13 protein-coding genes are annotated in these 17,338 nt (G+C 44.9%); 9 read left to right on the top strand and 4 right to left on the bottom strand.

Going from position 1 to position 17,338, the window contains the following annotated elements:
• Window positions 1-200 precede the first annotated feature (200 nt).
• Window positions 201-1,013 carry an AraC family transcriptional regulator gene (locus ACWYVB_RS07135; RefSeq protein ID WP_005392148.1) on the bottom strand — a complete coding sequence of 271 codons (813 nt, stop codon included), beginning with the start codon at window positions 1,011-1,013 and terminating at the stop codon, window positions 201-203.
• A 974-nt stretch (window positions 1,014-1,987) separates the two neighbouring features.
• Here ACWYVB_RS07135 and ACWYVB_RS07130 point away from each other — a divergent pair.
• Window positions 1,988-2,707, top strand: a complete 720-nt coding sequence (locus ACWYVB_RS07130; protein ID WP_005392144.1) for a helix-turn-helix transcriptional regulator — start codon at window positions 1,988-1,990, stop codon at window positions 2,705-2,707.
• 72 nt (window positions 2,708-2,779) lie between these two features.
• On the opposite strand, the gene pdxH is transcribed toward ACWYVB_RS07130, so the two are convergent.
• The gene (gene pdxH, locus ACWYVB_RS07125; protein WP_005392142.1) at window positions 2,780-3,415 is read right to left on the bottom strand and encodes a pyridoxamine 5'-phosphate oxidase; all 636 of its coding nucleotides are present in this window, start codon (window positions 3,413-3,415) and stop codon (window positions 2,780-2,782) included.
• 115 nt (window positions 3,416-3,530) lie between these two features.
• Between pdxH and ACWYVB_RS07120 the strand changes: the two genes are divergently transcribed.
• The 7 genes from ACWYVB_RS07120 (at window position 3,531) to ACWYVB_RS07090 (ending at window position 14,139) form a co-directional block, all read left to right on the top strand.
• Window positions 3,531-5,405: a sensor histidine kinase gene (locus ACWYVB_RS07120; RefSeq protein WP_225461521.1), complete on the top strand. Its 1,875-nt coding sequence runs from the start codon at window positions 3,531-3,533 to the stop codon at window positions 5,403-5,405.
• A complete protein-coding gene (locus tag ACWYVB_RS07115; RefSeq protein WP_457528506.1) occupies window positions 5,398-6,624 on the top strand; it encodes a sigma-54-dependent transcriptional regulator in 1,227 nt (408 codons plus the stop codon). Before ACWYVB_RS07120 ends, ACWYVB_RS07115 begins: the two co-directional genes overlap by 8 nt.
• A 172-nt stretch (window positions 6,625-6,796) precedes the next feature.
• Entirely contained in the window at window positions 6,797-8,188 is a 1,392-nt protein-coding gene (locus ACWYVB_RS07110; RefSeq protein WP_203347777.1) for an HlyD family type I secretion periplasmic adaptor subunit, read from the top strand.
• Window positions 8,189-8,302: 114 nt separating this feature from the next.
• Entirely contained in the window at window positions 8,303-8,986 is a 684-nt protein-coding gene (locus ACWYVB_RS07105) for a transglutaminase-like cysteine peptidase (RefSeq protein ID WP_005392134.1), read from the top strand.
• A gap of 5 nt (window positions 8,987-8,991) precedes the next feature.
• Window positions 8,992-10,905 (top strand): bifunctional diguanylate cyclase/phosphodiesterase, encoded by a 1,914-nt coding sequence (locus ACWYVB_RS07100; RefSeq protein ID WP_031780239.1) that lies wholly within the window; start codon window positions 8,992-8,994, stop codon window positions 10,903-10,905.
• Window positions 10,906-10,920: 15 nt separating this feature from the next.
• Window positions 10,921-13,035 carry a type I secretion system permease/ATPase gene (locus tag ACWYVB_RS07095; protein ID WP_006740888.1) on the top strand — a complete coding sequence of 705 codons (2,115 nt, stop codon included), beginning with the start codon at window positions 10,921-10,923 and terminating at the stop codon, window positions 13,033-13,035.
• 510 nt (window positions 13,036-13,545) lie between these two features.
• Complete coding sequence (locus ACWYVB_RS07090) at window positions 13,546-14,139, top strand: mechanosensitive ion channel family protein (RefSeq protein WP_054866762.1); 594 nt, start codon at window positions 13,546-13,548, stop codon at window positions 14,137-14,139.
• 301 nt (window positions 14,140-14,440) lie between these two features.
• On the opposite strand, the gene ACWYVB_RS07085 is transcribed toward ACWYVB_RS07090, so the two are convergent.
• On the bottom strand, window positions 14,441-14,779 hold the full coding sequence (locus ACWYVB_RS07085) for a hypothetical protein (RefSeq protein WP_457528689.1): 339 nt from the start codon (window positions 14,777-14,779) through the stop codon (window positions 14,441-14,443).
• Between the two features lie 231 nt (window positions 14,780-15,010).
• Between ACWYVB_RS07085 and ACWYVB_RS07080 the strand changes: the two genes are divergently transcribed.
• On the top strand, window positions 15,011-15,595 hold the full coding sequence (locus ACWYVB_RS07080; protein ID WP_457528502.1) for a flavodoxin family protein: 585 nt from the start codon (window positions 15,011-15,013) through the stop codon (window positions 15,593-15,595).
• Between the two features lie 62 nt (window positions 15,596-15,657).
• Here ACWYVB_RS07080 and ACWYVB_RS07075 read toward each other — a convergent pair whose 3' ends face one another.
• Entirely contained in the window at window positions 15,658-17,283 is a 1,626-nt protein-coding gene (locus ACWYVB_RS07075) for an ABC transporter substrate-binding protein (RefSeq protein WP_457528500.1), read from the bottom strand.
• Window positions 17,284-17,338: the final 55 nt, after the last annotated feature.

Here is a 17,338-nt window from a genome sequence, read left to right as displayed (position 1 = left end):
AATGTCAAGAATATCAATAAGATTTTTGTGAAGCGTTCGTTCTAAGAGAAAATGTAGGATCAAGTGGCATATCAGTCACACCAAAGGACAGAGAATTTAACAAAACGAGAGATAGGTCACGTGAATAAAACACAAAAAAACCATGCATATTGCATGGCTTTGTTCTGATTGCTGCTAATTTGACCTAAAAATACGCGTTGTTATCCAACTTGTTTTTTATAACGGGATGGCGATATTCCCTGTAAGCGAGTAAAAGTATGAGTAAACGTACTCTGGCTTGAGAAACCAGTGAATTCGGCAATTTGCCCTAAAGAAAGGTGGCCTTGCTCGATTAATTCACGAGCCATGTCGATACGCTTTCCGAGAACATATTGATGAGGTGTAATCCCCATCTGCTCCTTAAACAAGCAATGGAACTGACTTTCCCCAAGAAACACTCGTCCCGCTAACTGAGCCACACTGATCTTATGGCTAAGGTGCTGCTCGATGTAGCGATCAATCGCCTCCAAATCAAAGCGTGACTCTTTTCGGCTAGTCTCAAATGCCGAGATATGGCGCTGCATCAGTGCAATCACAGTGTCGTTGCACGCACGACTTAACAGCAGATCATCCGGATGGTTTCGCATTTCCTGAACCAACATCTGTATCAGCTTCTGAATTTGACCGTCTAACTGAAAGTAGACATGGTCTCTTTCTAGATTATTGATTTTCTGCAGCATTTCAGGATCATCATTTGTCGGTTTTGGCATATTCAGCACCAAAATATCCGATTGATTAATGACGCCACCGAAAGCATGATCAGAGCATGCGGTTACCACACAACCTTGGCCAGGACCGACAAGATTACCTCGTCCACGCACTTCAAATTCGGCTTGTCCTTTTAAACCAATCACGATCTGTGTGTAAGAATGATCATGGCAATCCATATAAGACGGAAGTGTGATCAGTTCTGCTGGCTTAGGCAGCATAATCTCTTGATATGGCAGGGCTTTGGGGTTATCTGAATCACTCATTTTAAACAGTCGTCTTTACACGGTCAGCTTACGTCTTGGCATCATATACCTTCCTTGTTGGGTTGCAACTTTTCCCCAACTCAATCGCACAAGATCAAAACAGCATGATCAAGTTCGTTTACATGATCATAGTTCCGGAACGATGATCATGCGAGGTTAACTTACGGTCAATGAGCAACCAATTTTATTAACAAAAACGGATAGATAGAAGCACCTTACGTATACATAACCAATAGATATAAAGATCCTTGTTACCGAACAATCCGTTATTTGGTAGAACACTGCGGTTCAAAATAGATAAATCGCCTCATAAACAGATCAAAGCCACCTCTTGAAATCAACATAGAGGGATTTCCCCTCTTACTAATATGCTTCTGATTCAATACATTAGTCCTCGAGCTTTAAGATGCATACGATCTAAAGCTCTCGGTATCTCATTGATACCTCTAACTTACTTAGCAGACCCTCGCTAGGTAATTTAGAACCTCTTCTACACGTCGACAAGATTATATCTTGTGTTGCCAGCCCGTCTTCAGGCTGGCTTTTTTTTCGCTTCTCAACAATGAAAACAATGGCATAAGCTGATATTATAGCTTTCGTCTCACTGTCCCTCTCATATGACTTAGGCGCCGTTCTCCCTCTCGATGAGTGATATGAACGCCAACTAAATTACAACTGAGTTGTAGGAAGCATGATCAAGGACGATACGAGTTGTAAGCCGAACATCAGGCGGACATCCGTGAGCGCACATATCTGTAATGAAACAGACCATTTTCCCAATTAAATTCTTCGTTCAATTTCGTTGTTGTTTGTCGCTGTGTGACGAAAATATCGAACACCATGAACTTAATTGGATTGAGCGCCAATCAACGAACGTGTTCTAGCAACGTGACTGCCTACTTGGCAATGTCAATATTAACAACGCAACACAAACGTCTCTGTATTGGTAAAAGCAGTATGTAGTGAGTCCTTTTGTGAATATTTCAGTCGATACCATAGAACAATCCCTCCTTAAACAGCTACCAGGTTGTTGGGGATGCAAAGATAAAGATTCGGTATTCCGCTACGTAAATCAGGAATACGCAGAACTGTTGGGACACACGTCGCCCGAGGAGTGCGTCGGTAAAACTGATTTTGAGATGGCAAGCCCAACCACTGAATGTGCACAAGAATTTCAACGCCAAGATAAACACGTCATCGAAACTGGTGAGTCACTCAAAATTCTTGATATCCATCCTTATCCAGATGGCCGCTGGCGAGCCCATATCTTTACTAAAACACCGTGGCGAGATGACAATGGTAACATCGTAGGGACCATTTTCTACGGAAGAGAACTCACCGACACCGCCGTGATTGAAGTCGGGTATTGGGTTTGTCGTGCAATCAGCACCAACCCTAATCAGCAATCCATCTTTCGTTTCTCTGACTTACAGCCAAAACCAGAGAAGCTCACATGTCGCGAGCAAGAAACGCTTTTCCTCTTGCTCTACGGCAAGAAGCCACAATTCATCTCTCAGGTCATGGGTATATCAACAAAAACCGTTGAAGGTCACGTCGCACGCTTACGTAATAAGTTTGCAGCAAACAGCAAGAACGAACTAATAGATAAAGCCATGGAAGCAGGCTACGGCTCTGTTGTACCCAAAACGCTGCTTAAGCATCAATTATCGGTAGTGTTGAATGGAGAGCGATAATTCGCGCCACTTTCTACCTACAAAAACACCGCCCAAGTGGGCGGTGTTTGTTTATTCATGAGGCACGAGAGTTTATGGCGCAAGACGGTCAATGTCCCAACTTCCATCATGTTGGGAGAAAAGAAAGCGATCATGAAGACGGTGTTCACCACCCTGCCAAAACTCAATACTCTGTGGTTTTACGCGAAAGCCACCCCAGAAGGTTGGAACCGGTATTTCACCCTTAGCAAATTTCTGTTTTAGCTCTAAAAACTTACCTTCTAATACGCCTCGAGCAGAAATACGGCTACTTTGCTTGCTCGCGATTGCGGCTAATTGGCTCTCTTTTGGACGAGAAGTAAAGTATTTCATATTTTCTACGGCGGTGAGCTTTTCCGCCACACCAGTAATATGAACCTGGCGCTCTAACGGATGCCAAGGGAAGTGCAAACTAATATTGCTGTTATGCTCAAGCTGCTGGGCCTTACGACTGCCTAGGTTGGTGTAAAATACGAAGCCATTTTTGTCGACGTTTTTCAATAGAACAATGCGTTGAAACGGCATGCCATTTTCATCAACCGTTGCAACTGTCATCGCCGTCGGGTCCGTTAACCCTGCTTCAACTGCTTGCTCTAGCCACAGATTAAATTGATCAATAGGATCAGCTTTCAAATCTTTACGACGTAGCCCACCTTTGGTGTACTCACGACGAATATCAGCAAGTTCCATCTTTACTCCTTCACTCGTTTTTGTCGATTGTGCTCCCGATACTGAGGAAATACAAGGACATCATTGTGCCTGTTATCGTTGCCGCTCACAGCATCACAGTGTGTCATTTGATACCATGACACAAAAAACCAGTGAGCTGATCGTGAACTTACTCAACCCTAAAGCCCTACGCCATTTTCTATTGCTACTGTGTGCCGTTGGCATTTCAGGGCTTGCGCTTACTCATCATTACGCAACTCAATACCAACATGATCAGTGGCAACAAAAGCTAGAGAGACAAGCAGCGCAAGTGTCGCAAGAAGTCGACTACGAGCTGGCAAAGTTTGAACAGATACCAAACCTATTAAGTCACGATCCGAGATTACTCAAAGCAGTAGAACGCGGAGCGCCCTCTCACGAGCTCAACCTATTGTTAGCAGATTGGTTGAAACAAAGTTTGGCCGATACGATTTACGTTCATGACCGCACAGGGTTGGTCATTGCCTCAAGTAACTTTCAGCAAGAGGATACGTTTGTTGGTTCCAGCTTTAGCTATCGTCCCTATTTTAAAAATGCGCGACGCGGTGAACCTGCTCAATATGTCGGGTTAGGCGTTCGTTCAAATAAACGTGGGTACTTCTTCTCATCTCCGCTTTGGGTAAATGATGAGGTCGTTGGCGTGATCACGGTAAAAGTGAATTTGGAGCAGTTGGAACAGCGTCTTTCGCAAACCACGACGGACGTACTCATCACGGATAAACACAATGTCGTGTTTATGAGCAATTTGCCTAACTGGCGCTATCGTGCACTCTTCCCGCTGTCACCGAGTGCAATAAACGAGCTTACCGAAACGCGTCAGTATGGCGATACCTTACCAGAGTATTTTGGTGAGCTTACCGCGCAAAGTGGCGTCACCGAGTTTGCTGATAATCAATTGCTCCTCTCACCCAATTACCTCGCATACGCGACACATGTATTGGATAAAGGATTTCGCGTCGTTGCCTTGATAAACCACAACACCGTCCTTGCCGCCGTTTTACAGGCTGATATCGTCTTCCTGATTCTATATGCGCTCATTGCGCTGATTGCGTTGGCGTGGTTCCAAACACTCGTGAACAAGGCACGCCTAGCCGACCTTAATGTGAGCCTAGAAGAAAAAGTGGTGCAACGGACACTAGTGCTGAGTGAAGCCAACCAAAAGCTACAACAGACCATCCGCCAATATGAGCAAAGCCAGCAAGAACTCAAACAAACGCAACAAGAGTTGACCCAAGCCGCGAAATTGGCACTGTTGGGCGAGCTGTCTGCCAGTATTAATCATGAGATAAATCAGCCACTTTCCGCACTAAGAACCTATACCGAAAACTCGCAGCGTTTGTTGGCAATGGAAAAATACCCAATGGTCGCCGACAATTTGGGCAAAATGCTGACACTCAATGACACCATTTCGGAAGTGATCGCTCGCTTAAAAGTCTTTACTCGGAAAGCCACGCACGATTCACACAATGAAATCGCGGTACTGCACGACGCAGTGCATACTGCCACCAGCATTTTGAGCAACAAACTCATTAAACAAGGGGTGACATTAAAAGTCCCAGCCATCGATTATAATGTGAAGCTAGCAATTCACAGCGTTGAGTTAGAGCAAGTTCTGATCAATCTCTTCCATAATGCTGCACAAGCGATGGAAAACTACTGCATTGATCCGCAAATATCTATTGCCGTTCAGTGTCATGATGACAGCTGTGACATTCTTGTTTCCGACAACGGGCCCGGCATGTCGGACGAAGCCTTAGCAAAAGTCTTTGACCCATTTTTTACGACTAAGCCAGAGGGCTTAGGATTAGGTTTGACCATCTCCAAACGCATTTTAGAAAGCTATCACGGTTCACTCAGTGCTTATAAACATCAGAACACGGAACAACAAGCAGGAGGCATGACCTTTATCGTGACGCTGCCAATCGCTATCCAAAACCAACGCAACCCAGAAGTGGAAAACAACCATGAATAATCCCGTTTTCTTTGTTGATGATGAACCACATATTCGTGATGCCGTCGCTCAAGCACTGCTTATTGAAGGGATAGACGTCACCTGCTTACCAAACGCCGTGGAAGCCTTGCGCGTTATCGACCCAAATACGCCAGCGATCGTCATCACCGATATCCATATGCCCGTGATGGATGGATTGGAGTTCATGCGAACGTTGCGAAGTAAAAACGATCACTTTCAATTTATCGTACTTACCGGACATGGAGATGTGAAAACCGCGGTAGATGCGATGAAAAGCGGCGCGTACGACTTTCTCGAAAAGCCTTTTTCAACGGAACAACTGATGAAGTCGCTCAATAACGCTGGTGATAAGTTGAATCTATTGCAGGAAAACATCTGGCTTAAGAAAGAGCTCGACATGCAAACTCATGTTGGTCCGAAAATGATTGGTCACAGTAAAGCCATGGTGAGCATTCGTCGCGCTTTGATCAGCGCACCAACGAACCAGCCGATCATTTTTGTTGGTCAAGATGGCACAGGTCGCCGGCTCGCCGCGCAATTTGCCCACGACATACATGCAACGCCAGACAGCGAGTTAATCGCCGCTTCTGGTGAGGATCTCTATGAGCTTTCATTAGAAGCCCTCGATAAAGCCATACATCGCTTGATTGAAGGAAAAAGCCATTGCAGCTTGTACTTACATAGTGCTGAGCATGTCTCATATGAACAATGGCAATGCTTGTTTAACCACCCGAAACTTGAGCGTGTTTTTGGTGCAACAACCCAAGTCGATCCGTCTATCAAAGCCCTAGCTACTCTAATTCACTTGCCGACACTCGATGAAAGAAAAGAAGACATTGGACCTTTATACAAGCACTTTGTACGCCACGCTGCGAGTCGTTACCAACTTCAACCGCCACACATCAGCTTAGAAGAAGTCAAACATCTGACCGATTTAGAATGGCCAGAAAATATTAAGCAGCTACGCCAATTTGCAGAACTTCGCGCGCTCAAGCCAGATACCTTCCGAATGGAAGATTGGAACAGTGAAAAAAGTATCGAAATTCAGAGTATGACTCAGCGCACAGAATACTTTGAATATTGCTTATTATTCGATGCACTACAAAGACACCGAGGCAGACTCAAAGAGGTTCAACTAGAATTACAGGTATCACGCAAAACCTTGTACGACAAACTAAAAAAACATCAGTTGGATAAAACCAAGTTCAAGGCGCAATAGCCATACTCTGACGATATCTTCACTTTTCTTTTGCTAGAGAAGCATTGAAAACGCTCATTCGGAGAGAGAATGGTCTTCGTCTCATATTTTTATTCGCCGAGCATACTGACATGATCGGTTAATAATAATAAGATCAAAAAGATAATCAGCATTTATATAAGCAGGGACTGTGATGAGCCGAGATAACTACAACAAACTCAACAATGAAGAGTTGGATTTTGTTGACGACAAAACTGCAGCATTGCTCCTCAACACCCCCAACAGCGCACGTTTGATGCTCTGGGTGATGGTGTTGTTTTTTATTGCTGCAATAGGCTGGGCGTCTTGGGCTGAAATCGACCAGGTCACTGTTGGTCAGGGAAAAGTCATTCCCTCTTCACAGATTCAAGTTGTCCAAAACTTAGAAGGTGGCTTAGTCAAAGAAATTTTAGTCAAAGAAGGTCAGTTGGTTGAAAAAGGTCAGCAGTTACTCCTTATCGATGACACTCGCTTTCGCTCTGATTTTCGTGAGCGTGAACAACAAGTTGCCAACCTAACTGCGTCTGTGCTGCAACTCTCAGCTTCAATCAACAGTGTTGCCGTGAATCGTGATTTTGAAACGGAAAACTGGCGCCAAAGCGTAGTACTCGATTATGGCAAACTGACCTTTCCACCAATTTTAGAAGAAACTCAGCCGAAACTCACTCAGCGCCAGAAAGCAGAGTACCGCGAAGATTTAGACAATTTACGCAACCAACTTTCGGTGATTGACCAACAAGTTCAGCAAAAGCAGCAGGACTTAGTAGAGATTGAAGCGCGAGTAAGGAACTTACGTCAAAGCTATCAATATGCGAAGAAAGAATTAGACATCACCAAACCGTTGGCTGATGAAGGTGTTGTGCCTCGTATTGAATTACTCAAGTTACAACGCCAAGTCAACGACACCCGCCGCGAAATGACTTCCAGTGAGCTCAAAATCCCGGTATTAAAGTCAGCAATTCGAGAATCCATGCTTAATCGCATTGATGTTGCGCTCAAATTCCGCTCTGAACAGCAAGAGAAACTCAACAGCGCCCAAGACCAGTTATCTGCCTTGGTTGAATCAGCAGTGGGTTTAGAAGATAGAGTCAATCGAACCGTTGTGAACTCGCCAGTAACAGGCAAAATCAAAACGCTGAACATCAACACCGTTGGGGGTGTTATCCAGCCAGGCATGGATATCGTCGAAATTGTACCAACTGAAGATACGTTATTAGTAGAAGCGAAAATTGCGCCCAAAGACATTGCATTTTTGCGCCCAGACCTACACGCCATCGTGAAGTTTACGGCTTACGACTTCACTAAGTACGGCGGCTTAGAGGGTGAATTGGAGCACATCAGCGCAGATACAACCCAAGATGAAGAAGGAAATAGCTTTTACATCGTTCGTGTCCGCACCGATAAAACGAATTTTGGTCAAGATGCAGATTTACCAATCATTCCAGGAATGACGGCATCGGTCGATATCATCACAGGGAAGCGAACCGTTTTGGAATATCTACTTAAACCGATTTTAAGTGCCAAAACGAACGCCTTGAAGGAGTAAATCACACCAAGGTACTCACAACGGCGAGTATTGAGCGATAAGTGATTAAATAAAAAGCACTTGTTTCTCACTGACGAACCCTTTAGAAGAGTATACTTGTGATATGAGTCGAATATGCGATCCAATTTGAAGCGTAAAGTTACATTATTAATCAGTTTAAGTTGTTTTTCGTTCCAAATTGGTGCGTTAAGCAGTAAAGAACAACAATGGGTCAATACGGTCACAGCGGTGTACGGCGAACGTGCGGGATTGCGCGTAAATACATGGCGAAAAAACCTCGACTTATTTAAACAATTAGAGACACATGAACAGCTCGCTGGCGTCAACGACTTTTTTAACCAGCTGTATTTTGTTGACGACATAAAACTGTGGGGAAAGACAGATTATTGGGCTACGCCACTCGAATTTTTAGGGAGTAATGCAGGGGATTGTGAGGATTTCACCATCGCCAAGTACTTCTCGTTACTCGAGCTAGGAATACCAGATTCTAAGATGCGTTTGATCTACGTAAAAGCCATCGAACTGAATCAGTTTCACATGGTATTAGCTTACTACCCAACCCCAAGCTCTGAGCCGCTCATTCTCGACAATATCAACCCTGATATTGTCCGAGCCTCTAAACGTAGCGACTTGCTACCGATATACAGTTTTAATGGTACAAACCTGTGGTTGATGAAGTCTTCTGCTAGCACTGGAGAGCTGGCAGGGAAAGCATCACGGTTGAGCCTTTGGAATGACTTACGCTCGCGCGAACGTAAGTTGCAGTTAAATAAACCTAAAATTAACTATGACGAGTGAGAAACATGACCCTATATAAGAAGCTTGTAGTGGGAATGGTTACGGTCTTTATACTCTTGTTGGCATCAGTATTCGTAATCCAATTCAACACGACTCGAGACAGCTTGGAACAACAGCAACGTTCAGAGGTCAACAACACCATTAACACCGTAGGTTTGGCATTGGCTCCTTACCTTAAAGACAAAGATAAAGTCGCGGTAGAATCCGTGATTAATGCTCTGTTTGACGGCAGCACCTACTCGGTTGTTCGCCTGACCGCTTTAGATTCTGACTACCAAATCGTGCGCACTTACCCGGTAAAACCAAGTACGGTGCCACAATGGTTTATCGACATGAATCTATTCAAAGCCATTCACGATAAGCGCGTAGTAACCAGTGGTTGGATGCAACTTGCTGAAGTGGAAATCATTAGCCACCCAGGAGCAGCTTACGAGCAGCTCTGGCAAGGCTTTATTGGTTTGTTATCTGCATTCAGTGTCATTTTCCTGGCTGGTTTAATTGCGATTTCGTACATCCTCCGTCGCTCACTAAAACCATTAGCGGCCATCGTGAAGAAAATGCATGAAATCGCTAATAACCAATTTGGTGAACCACTTGCTCGTCCAAGAACTAAAGATCTGATCGCGGTGGTAGATGGCATTAACATGATGTCTGCTCAAATTGAGCTGTCATTCAAAGAACAAGCGAAAGAGGCACAACGACTGCGTGCTCAAGCTTACCTCGACCCTATCTCCAAACTGGGTAATCGCTCGTTCTACATCAACCAAATAGACCAATGGTTGGCAGAGCAAACGCAAGGGGGTATCGCGCTACTCCATGCAGAATACATTGGTGACATTTACGAGACAAAAGACTACCAACGCGCCGATGCCCACGTAAAAGAGCTGTCTCAACGTCTGAAAAACACCATTGATGTGCCGGGAGCTACCATTGCACGCCTATCTAGTGATGAATTTGGCCTGCTTTTCCCACACATGGATGAAAGCGAACTACGCATTTTGGCGGACAGCATCGTGAACTGCGTTAACGGGTTGAACACTGATCCAACCGGCCTAGCCAAACCAAAAGCAGCCTTAGGTGTTGCGCATAGTAAAGACCAAAAAACGCGCTCTGAAATCTTATCTATGGTGGATAATGCGCTCTCGAAAGCCAAAGCTCAACCAGACAAAGCTTACGGCTTTATCGGCAGTGACACACCTTCTAACTTAATGGGTAAACAGCAGTGGAAAGCGCTGGTTGAAGAAGCGATTCATAGCGATTGGGTTAAATTCCGCTTCCAAGCAGCGAAGAACACTTGGGGTAAAGTGTTCCATAACGAAGTGTTCTCAAGCATCGAAAAAGAGGGCGAAACGTTCCGTGCCAACCAATATTTATTCGCACTAGAGCAGCTAGACGCCACCAATATTTTCGACCAATACGTTATTGAGTCGATGATTAAGATGCTGGAAAGTGGCGAGCTAACCGATCCTGTCGCGATCAATATTGCGCAAAGCAGCTTGTCTCAGCCATCGTTCATTCGCTGGACCACCAGCATGTTGGAAAAACACGCCAAAGTGGCCTCTAAGCTACACTTTGAAATTCCAGAAGAGTGTTTTATTGATCAGCCTCACCACACGGCGCTGTTATGTAATGCCATTCGCCAATCCGGGGCTGAGTTTGGCGTAGATAACTATGGACGTAACTTCCAGTCATTGGAGTACATCCAAGAGTTCCGCCCTAACTATGTGAAGCTTGATTACCTATTCACACACAACTTACACGACGAAAAACAGAAATTCACGCTAACGTCGATTTCTCGTACTGCCCATAACCTAGGCATTACGACTATCGCGTCGCGTATTGAAACTCAAATCCAGTTGGACTTCCTCACCGAGCATTTTGTTGAGGTATTCCAAGGATTCATCGTCGACAAGGAATAAAAAGGTTTACCACAGATGAAAGACCCTTTACTGAATTCGCTCATCTACGTTAGCCGTTACTATGGGTTAGCTAACTCGCCAGAAGCGCTGGTCAATGGCCTTCCGCTTTCAGACGGCAAGCTAACTCCATTTTTGCTACCAAGAGCAGCGGAAAGGGCCGGATTGGTTGCCAAGGAAAACCGTGCAGAGCTGGAGAACATCTCCAGCCTGATTCTGCCGGCAATCTTAGTTCTTAAAGGCGGTGACTCATGCGTTCTCAACAGCATTAACGCGGAGACACGCGAAGCCGAAGTCACCACCTTAGAAAGTGGAATGGTGCCAATCTCCATTCCATTAGAAGACCTACTTGAGCAGTACACTGGTCGCTACTTTTTAGTTAAAAAGCAATTCCGTTTCGATGAGCGCTCTCCCGAGGTGCTCAAAACCAACGAAGGTCACTGGTTTTGGTCAACCTTGTGGCAGTCAAAACGTATCTACCGCGATGTTTTAATCGCCTCACTTCTCATCAACCTCTTTGCCGTTGCCGCCCCGCTGTTCACTCGTTTGGTGTACGACAAAGTGGTACCGAATCTCGCGTTTGAAACCTTATGGGTATTGGCAAGCGGCATCTTTGTTGTCTTTCTATTCGATTTCATACTCAAATCGTTGAGAAACTACTTTATTGATGTCGCAGGAAAGAAGTCTGACATTCTGATTTCCTCCAAGCTGTTCAGCAAAGTGATGGGCATCCGAATGGAGTCCAAGCCGCCTTCGGTCGGCGCATTCGCTCGCCATCTTCAAGAGTTTGAATCTATTCGAGAATTCTTCACGTCTGCAACCGTCAGTGCCCTAATTGACCTGCCTTTTGCCATTCTGTTCTTGGTGATTATATGGCTAATGGCTGGCGATCTTGTGTATGTTCCAATGGTCGGCGTGGTCATTTTGATTGTTCATTCACTGCTGATTCAAGGACCGCTGCGTCGCTCTATAGAGGAAGGGTCACGCTTAGCATCGCAAAAATACGCCAACTTAATTGAGAGTCTAGCGGGGCTAGAAACCGTAAAAATGCTCAGCGCGCAAAGCCAATTCCAATACCGTTGGGAAGAAGCGGTGGCGCACATGGCGAACTGGAACATCAAAAGCCGCCGCATTACCGACAGCATCCAGAATGCGGCTGGCTTCGTACAGCAAAGTAGTAACGTTGGGATGATCATTCTCGGCGTTTATCTGATTGCAGAGGGCGAGCTCACTATGGGTGGCTTAATCGCCGCAACCATGTTGAGTGGTCGCGCCATAGGGCCTTTGGTTCAGTTGTCTTTGCTCTCAACGCGCTACAACCAGGCGAAGTCTTCTATGACGATTATCAATCAAGTCATGGAAATGCCGGATGAGCAAGAAGAAGGGAAACGCTACATCCATCGCCCAATCATCCAAGGTAAGATTGAAATTGATCGCGTAACGTTTCATTACCCAGACTCTCCTGTCGCGTCTATACGTAACATTTCTCTCACGATAAATCCTGGAGAAAAAGTCGCGATAATCGGTCGAATTGGTTCGGGTAAGACAACGTTAGAGCGCTTGATCATGGGCTTGTATAAGCCAACAGAGGGACACGTACGTATAGATGATACTGATATCGCACAGCTTCACCACGTTGATGTTCGACGTAACATCGGCTGTGTGCCTCAAGATTCGAATCTATTCTTCGGTTCGATTCGCGACAATATTACCTTGGGTCGTCCACTAACGGATGACCGAGACGTGCTTGATGCAGCAAACCGTGCAGGCGTGACCGCATTTACACAATCGGATCCAGCTGGTTTAGAACGTCAAGTAGGTGAAGGTGGTGCGATGCTTTCTGGTGGTCAACGTCAAGCCGTCACGATCGCTCGTGCATTTTTGGGCCGTCCTCCCGTCCTACTCATGGATGAACCGACCAGCGCGATGGATAACCGCTCTGAAATGCATATTAAGCACCAGCTATCTCAGCTCAAACCTAGCGAAACATTGATACTGATTACGCATAAAACGTCGATGCTCGACATCGTTGATCGAGTAATTGTGATGGAGAAAGGCAGCATCATTGCTGATGGTCCTAAAGCGCAAGTGCTGAATGACTTGAAACAAGGCAAAGTACGTGCGGTTAGCTAACCGAAATTAGCATTTACAAAAGAGAAAGGCCCCGTTTGACTCATGTTTAACGGGGCTTATTTTATTGAGAATCCAAGATAGTTAAGCTCTTCAAGCGCTATCCAAACGAACACTAGCCCCACAATCACGACCAACATCATAATCGCCTTTTCATCTTCTTCCATTTGATAGATATCCTAGCAAGCCATTTCACTCAACACGTCTTAGGTTATCAGGACAAAAATCATATTCAGCACGTTTATACGCTCCTAGCCTCATACAATACCGGATATGAGATACAGCTCAAACATTAAACACTTTAAAACCGCATCAACTTTGGTTGAATATATGCGGTGAGCGCAAACAGAAGCAAAGCTCTGCACACTATTGATAAAACTCTACAACTCTCCGTAGGCTCTAGGGCGAAGTTCCTAGGTAGAGAGACGAAAAATGGAGAGAGAAAATTTGTGATTACTTACATCAGAAAATCAGCTATAACAGCGGTTTTCTTAATATCGTCGAGTTGAAGAAATGAATGATTGGATCCATCTAGATCAAGTGAGCCAGTATTTCACCGCAGGCTCTCTCGGGTACAAAGTCTTAATGGGCATTATTGTCCTGATTGCTTATCGCATTCTGAAGAGAATCGTCAATCGAGCCATTTTAAACTTAGCGACCTCAAAAGGTGTAAAAAAGGCCCGCCTGAGTTTTATTCAGCGTTGTTTTAACGTCGTGCTTTTATTTTTAACCGCGTCTGTTTTTGCCATTATCACCGGGATTGGCTATGGCGATGTGTCATTGTTCCTATCGTCCATTTTTGCCGTATTGGGTGTGGCGTTTATTGCGCAGTGGTCAATTCTGAGCAACATCACTGCCAGCTTTTTGATCTTTTTTGTCTTCCCATACCGAGTGGGTGACCGAATTAAAGTCGTAGACAAAGATGAAGACATCTGCGGTGAGATTCAAGAAATCAGCATGTTTCACGTGTTAATTAAGCACGACAACGGTAACTTGATCACTTACCCAAACAACCAGATTTTGCAAAAAGCGGTACTAAAGCTGGCGAAAAACAAGCCAGAGCCAAGTAAAGCAAAATCTCGGATTTATACTCGCAGAAAGAAATAACCCACTAAAAAGCCGATGTAGATACATCGGCTTTTTAATATCACTTGGTAGTCACAAATAACCCAAAGTTAATGGAGAACAACAGTGAAGAGACAAAACGTATAAACTGAAAGGTCACCGCTGTATTCTTTCATGATAAACACATGACACATCGCCGAAACCAAAAGCGCCACTTTAACCAAAGTAAGCTTCTTCTTTACGAACCTTAAATAAATACAAAAAATAGAGATGGTGCAAGCAAAGAAAAAATCGTCACTAGTTCCATCTTCCTTAAAATACAAGGACATGGTTTTAGTTAAGCTTATATTTTTAGCTTCATTATGAGCCACCCACTAATATTTAGCGAGATAAGGGCAGAAAAGAGGTAAAAAACAAGACTGACCGAAACAAAAAGTAGTGCATGCACTTTTTCTTCTAAGCTCTCTGGATGAACATTCATATCCACATCAACCACCCCCGCTATAAAGTGTGCAAATACCGTGGAAGAGGCTGTAGAAAGGCCTCCTACCATAATGATAATAATCCCTCGTCTTAAGAAACGATGAAATGTACTTTTCCCGCCTTGGATCAGGTCTGAGTTTACATATTTTAATCTATTTTTCCGCCTATTAATCATCACTAGCATCGGTACCTTTATCATTGTTTCCAAGAGAGTTTTCTACATCTTTAAGATCTTCCTTTAACGCTTTTATACACGACATTCATCGTCGTTGCATTCACTGTAGTTATGCCGTCGACTTACCCTATAAGAAAGCTCTTTAGATACCAATTCGTACTTTATCTATCTCAAATCTCTTCTTGACCTCAACTTAGCTTGAGGTTTTAGCCTTAGTCGCACGATTAAAAATCAACAATGAAAAAAGGAACCATTGTGTCCAAAATTGCGATTATTTATTTCTCTAAAACCGACTTTACTGGTCAGCTTGCTCGCGCGATTGCCGCAGGTGTTGAACAACAAGGCATTAAGCAGCAAGATGAATGTGAAATCCTCTCTCACCGAATTGAAGGCAGTGAGATTATTGAGGGACGTTTTGTGAACCCTAAACTAATGGATGAACTTGCTGAGTGTGATGCGATTATCTTTGGCTCACCGACCTATATGGGCGGTGTAGCAGCGCAGTTTAAAGCATTTGCAGATGCAAGCAGTGAATCTTGGTATTACCAAAAATGGGCGAGCAAAATCGCGGCTGGCTTTACCAGTGGTGGGGCAATGAATGGCGACCAATCTTGCACATTACAATATCTACAAACGCTCGCTAACCAACACGGCATGATGTGGGTCGGGTTGGATAAGATCAGCAATTCTGGGGAGCAAAACCTGAATCGTTATGGTGTACAAGGTGGTATTGTTGCACAAGGTGGTGAAGGTGGTCAGTTGCATGCTTCTGATGTTGCAACGGCGGAGTATCTTGGCAAACGAGTCGCAATGCTAGTGGACAAGCTCTCCGCTCGCTAACAATAAACAGAAGCCCCGTAAGACACATCTTCGGGGCTTCTGTTTATCGCTTGTTTTGAGCGCTACTTCTTGATGTAGAGATCTTTCGAGTAGATGCGCCCTTCTACGTTATTCTTTGCAAAGCCACCCACGGTTGGACGAACCAAACGTGCTTGCATGTAGTAATAGATTGGCGCGATAGGCATATCTGTCGCCAGCAAATGTTCAGCTTGATCGTAAAATCCTTGGCGCGCTTTCTCATTAGTTGCAGCCAATGCACTGTTCATCGCGTTGTCGTACGCTGCATTGCTGTAACGTGCAAAGTTACCCGAAGAACCTGAGCGAAGTAAGCTCAGGAAAGTAGACGCTTCATTGTAATCACCGCACCAGGAAGCACGCATCACATCGAAATTGCCTTGTTTACGCGCCACTAAGTACGACTTCCACTCTTGGTTTTCTAACTCCACGTTTGCACCGAGATTTTTTTGTAGCATCGACGCTATCGCAACCGCGATCGATTTGTTTGCCTCACTGGTGTTGTACAGCAATTTAAAATCGAGCGGCTTGTCTTTGCTGTAACCCGCTTCTTTTAACAACTGACGCGCTTTCTCGTCACGTTGTTGCTGACTCCACTTACTGTATTCAGGCGGCGTCGCATCAAACCCGGCGGTGTACTGATGCGCAAAGGTATAAGCAGGAAGGTTGCCCACTTGCGTGACACCATTCGTAATCACATCACGCATGATGGAGTACGACACCGCTTGACGCACTCGCGCATCATCAAATGGCGGACGAGTGGTATTGAACGCGTAGTAATACGTGCACAGTAATGGCACCACCGTGTAAGCCTGCTTATAATCTTGTTTAAGCTTCTGCGCCATATGAGTCGGCACATCTGACGTGATATCCAGCTCTCCTGCCGCATAACGATTGATCGACGCGTTTTGGTTTTCAAACGGAATGTAAGTCACTCTGTTTAGATGCGTATCTGCGCTGTCCCAGTAACTTGGACTCTTAACCAGTTCAATGCGCTCATTCACGACCCACTTATCCAATGTGAATGCACCGTTGCTAACAAATTGGTCTGGATCGCTCCACGGCTTGTCGCGGTTTTCCACTGTCGCTTGATGCACTGGCATCATGGACGTGTGCCCAGTCATAGCAACAAAGTACGGCACTTGACTGTCCAACTCAAAACGTAGGGTGTATTTATCCACTGCCTTGATACCGAGATCGTCCAAAGGCTTTTTGCCCTCTGCTACATCGGTGATGTTTTTGATCTTGGTGAGTTTGAGATACCAAACATTTGGAGAAGCGGTTTTCGGATCCACCGCTCGGCGCAGTGAATAGACAAAATCATCCGCTGTCACAGGCTCGCCATTCGACCATTTCGCGTCTTTGCGCAAGTGAAAAGTAAAGGTTTGGTTGTCGTTGGTTTCCCATGATTCTGCCACACCGGGAATGATGTTTCCGTCACGATCTTGAATCACAAGCCCTTCAAATAAGTCACGAATCACATGCATTTCTGGCAGACCTTCGGCTTTCGCTGGGTCAAGCGTCGCCGCCTCTGCGTCATTCGCACGTACTAAATGCTGTTCTGCGGCAAGTTGAATGCCTTTAGGTAAGGTCTCCGCAGCAACCGATGTAGCAAGAAAAGGGGTGAATAAAGAGGAAATCAGCAACGCCGTTGAATGTTTTTTAAAATCCATATCGTTTTTCGTTCTCCTAACGCGTCTTGTGAAGCAAGTGCCACAATTAACATTT

The sequence above is a fragment of the Vibrio sp. JZG10 genome (assembly GCF_054064075.1).
This window is presented reverse-complemented; position numbering and strand designations above follow the sequence as displayed.

Excerpts from the sequence above, each read along its gene's own strand:
- ACWYVB_RS07095 (WP_006740888.1), top strand. The coding sequence starts at position 10,921 with ATGAAAGACCCTTTACTGAATTCGCTCATCTACGTTAGCCGTTACTAT.
- ACWYVB_RS07110 (WP_203347777.1), top strand. The coding sequence starts at position 6,797 with ATGAGCCGAGATAACTACAACAAACTCAACAATGAAGAGTTGGATTTT.
- ACWYVB_RS07115 (WP_457528506.1), top strand. The coding sequence starts at position 5,398 with ATGAATAATCCCGTTTTCTTTGTTGATGATGAACCACATATTCGTGAT.
- pdxH (WP_005392142.1), bottom strand. The coding sequence starts at position 3,415 with ATGGAACTTGCTGATATTCGTCGTGAGTACACCAAAGGTGGGCTACGT.
- ACWYVB_RS07120 (WP_225461521.1), top strand. The coding sequence starts at position 3,531 with ATGACACAAAAAACCAGTGAGCTGATCGTGAACTTACTCAACCCTAAA.
- ACWYVB_RS07105 (WP_005392134.1), top strand. The coding sequence starts at position 8,303 with ATGCGATCCAATTTGAAGCGTAAAGTTACATTATTAATCAGTTTAAGT.
- ACWYVB_RS07100 (WP_031780239.1), top strand. The coding sequence starts at position 8,992 with ATGACCCTATATAAGAAGCTTGTAGTGGGAATGGTTACGGTCTTTATA.
- ACWYVB_RS07075 (WP_457528500.1), bottom strand. The coding sequence starts at position 17,283 with ATGGATTTTAAAAAACATTCAACGGCGTTGCTGATTTCCTCTTTATTC.
- ACWYVB_RS07085 (WP_457528689.1), bottom strand. The coding sequence starts at position 14,779 with ATGATAAAGGTACCGATGCTAGTGATGATTAATAGGCGGAAAAATAGA.
- ACWYVB_RS07090 (WP_054866762.1), top strand. The coding sequence starts at position 13,546 with ATGAATGATTGGATCCATCTAGATCAAGTGAGCCAGTATTTCACCGCA.
- ACWYVB_RS07135 (WP_005392148.1), bottom strand. The coding sequence starts at position 1,013 with ATGAGTGATTCAGATAACCCCAAAGCCCTGCCATATCAAGAGATTATG.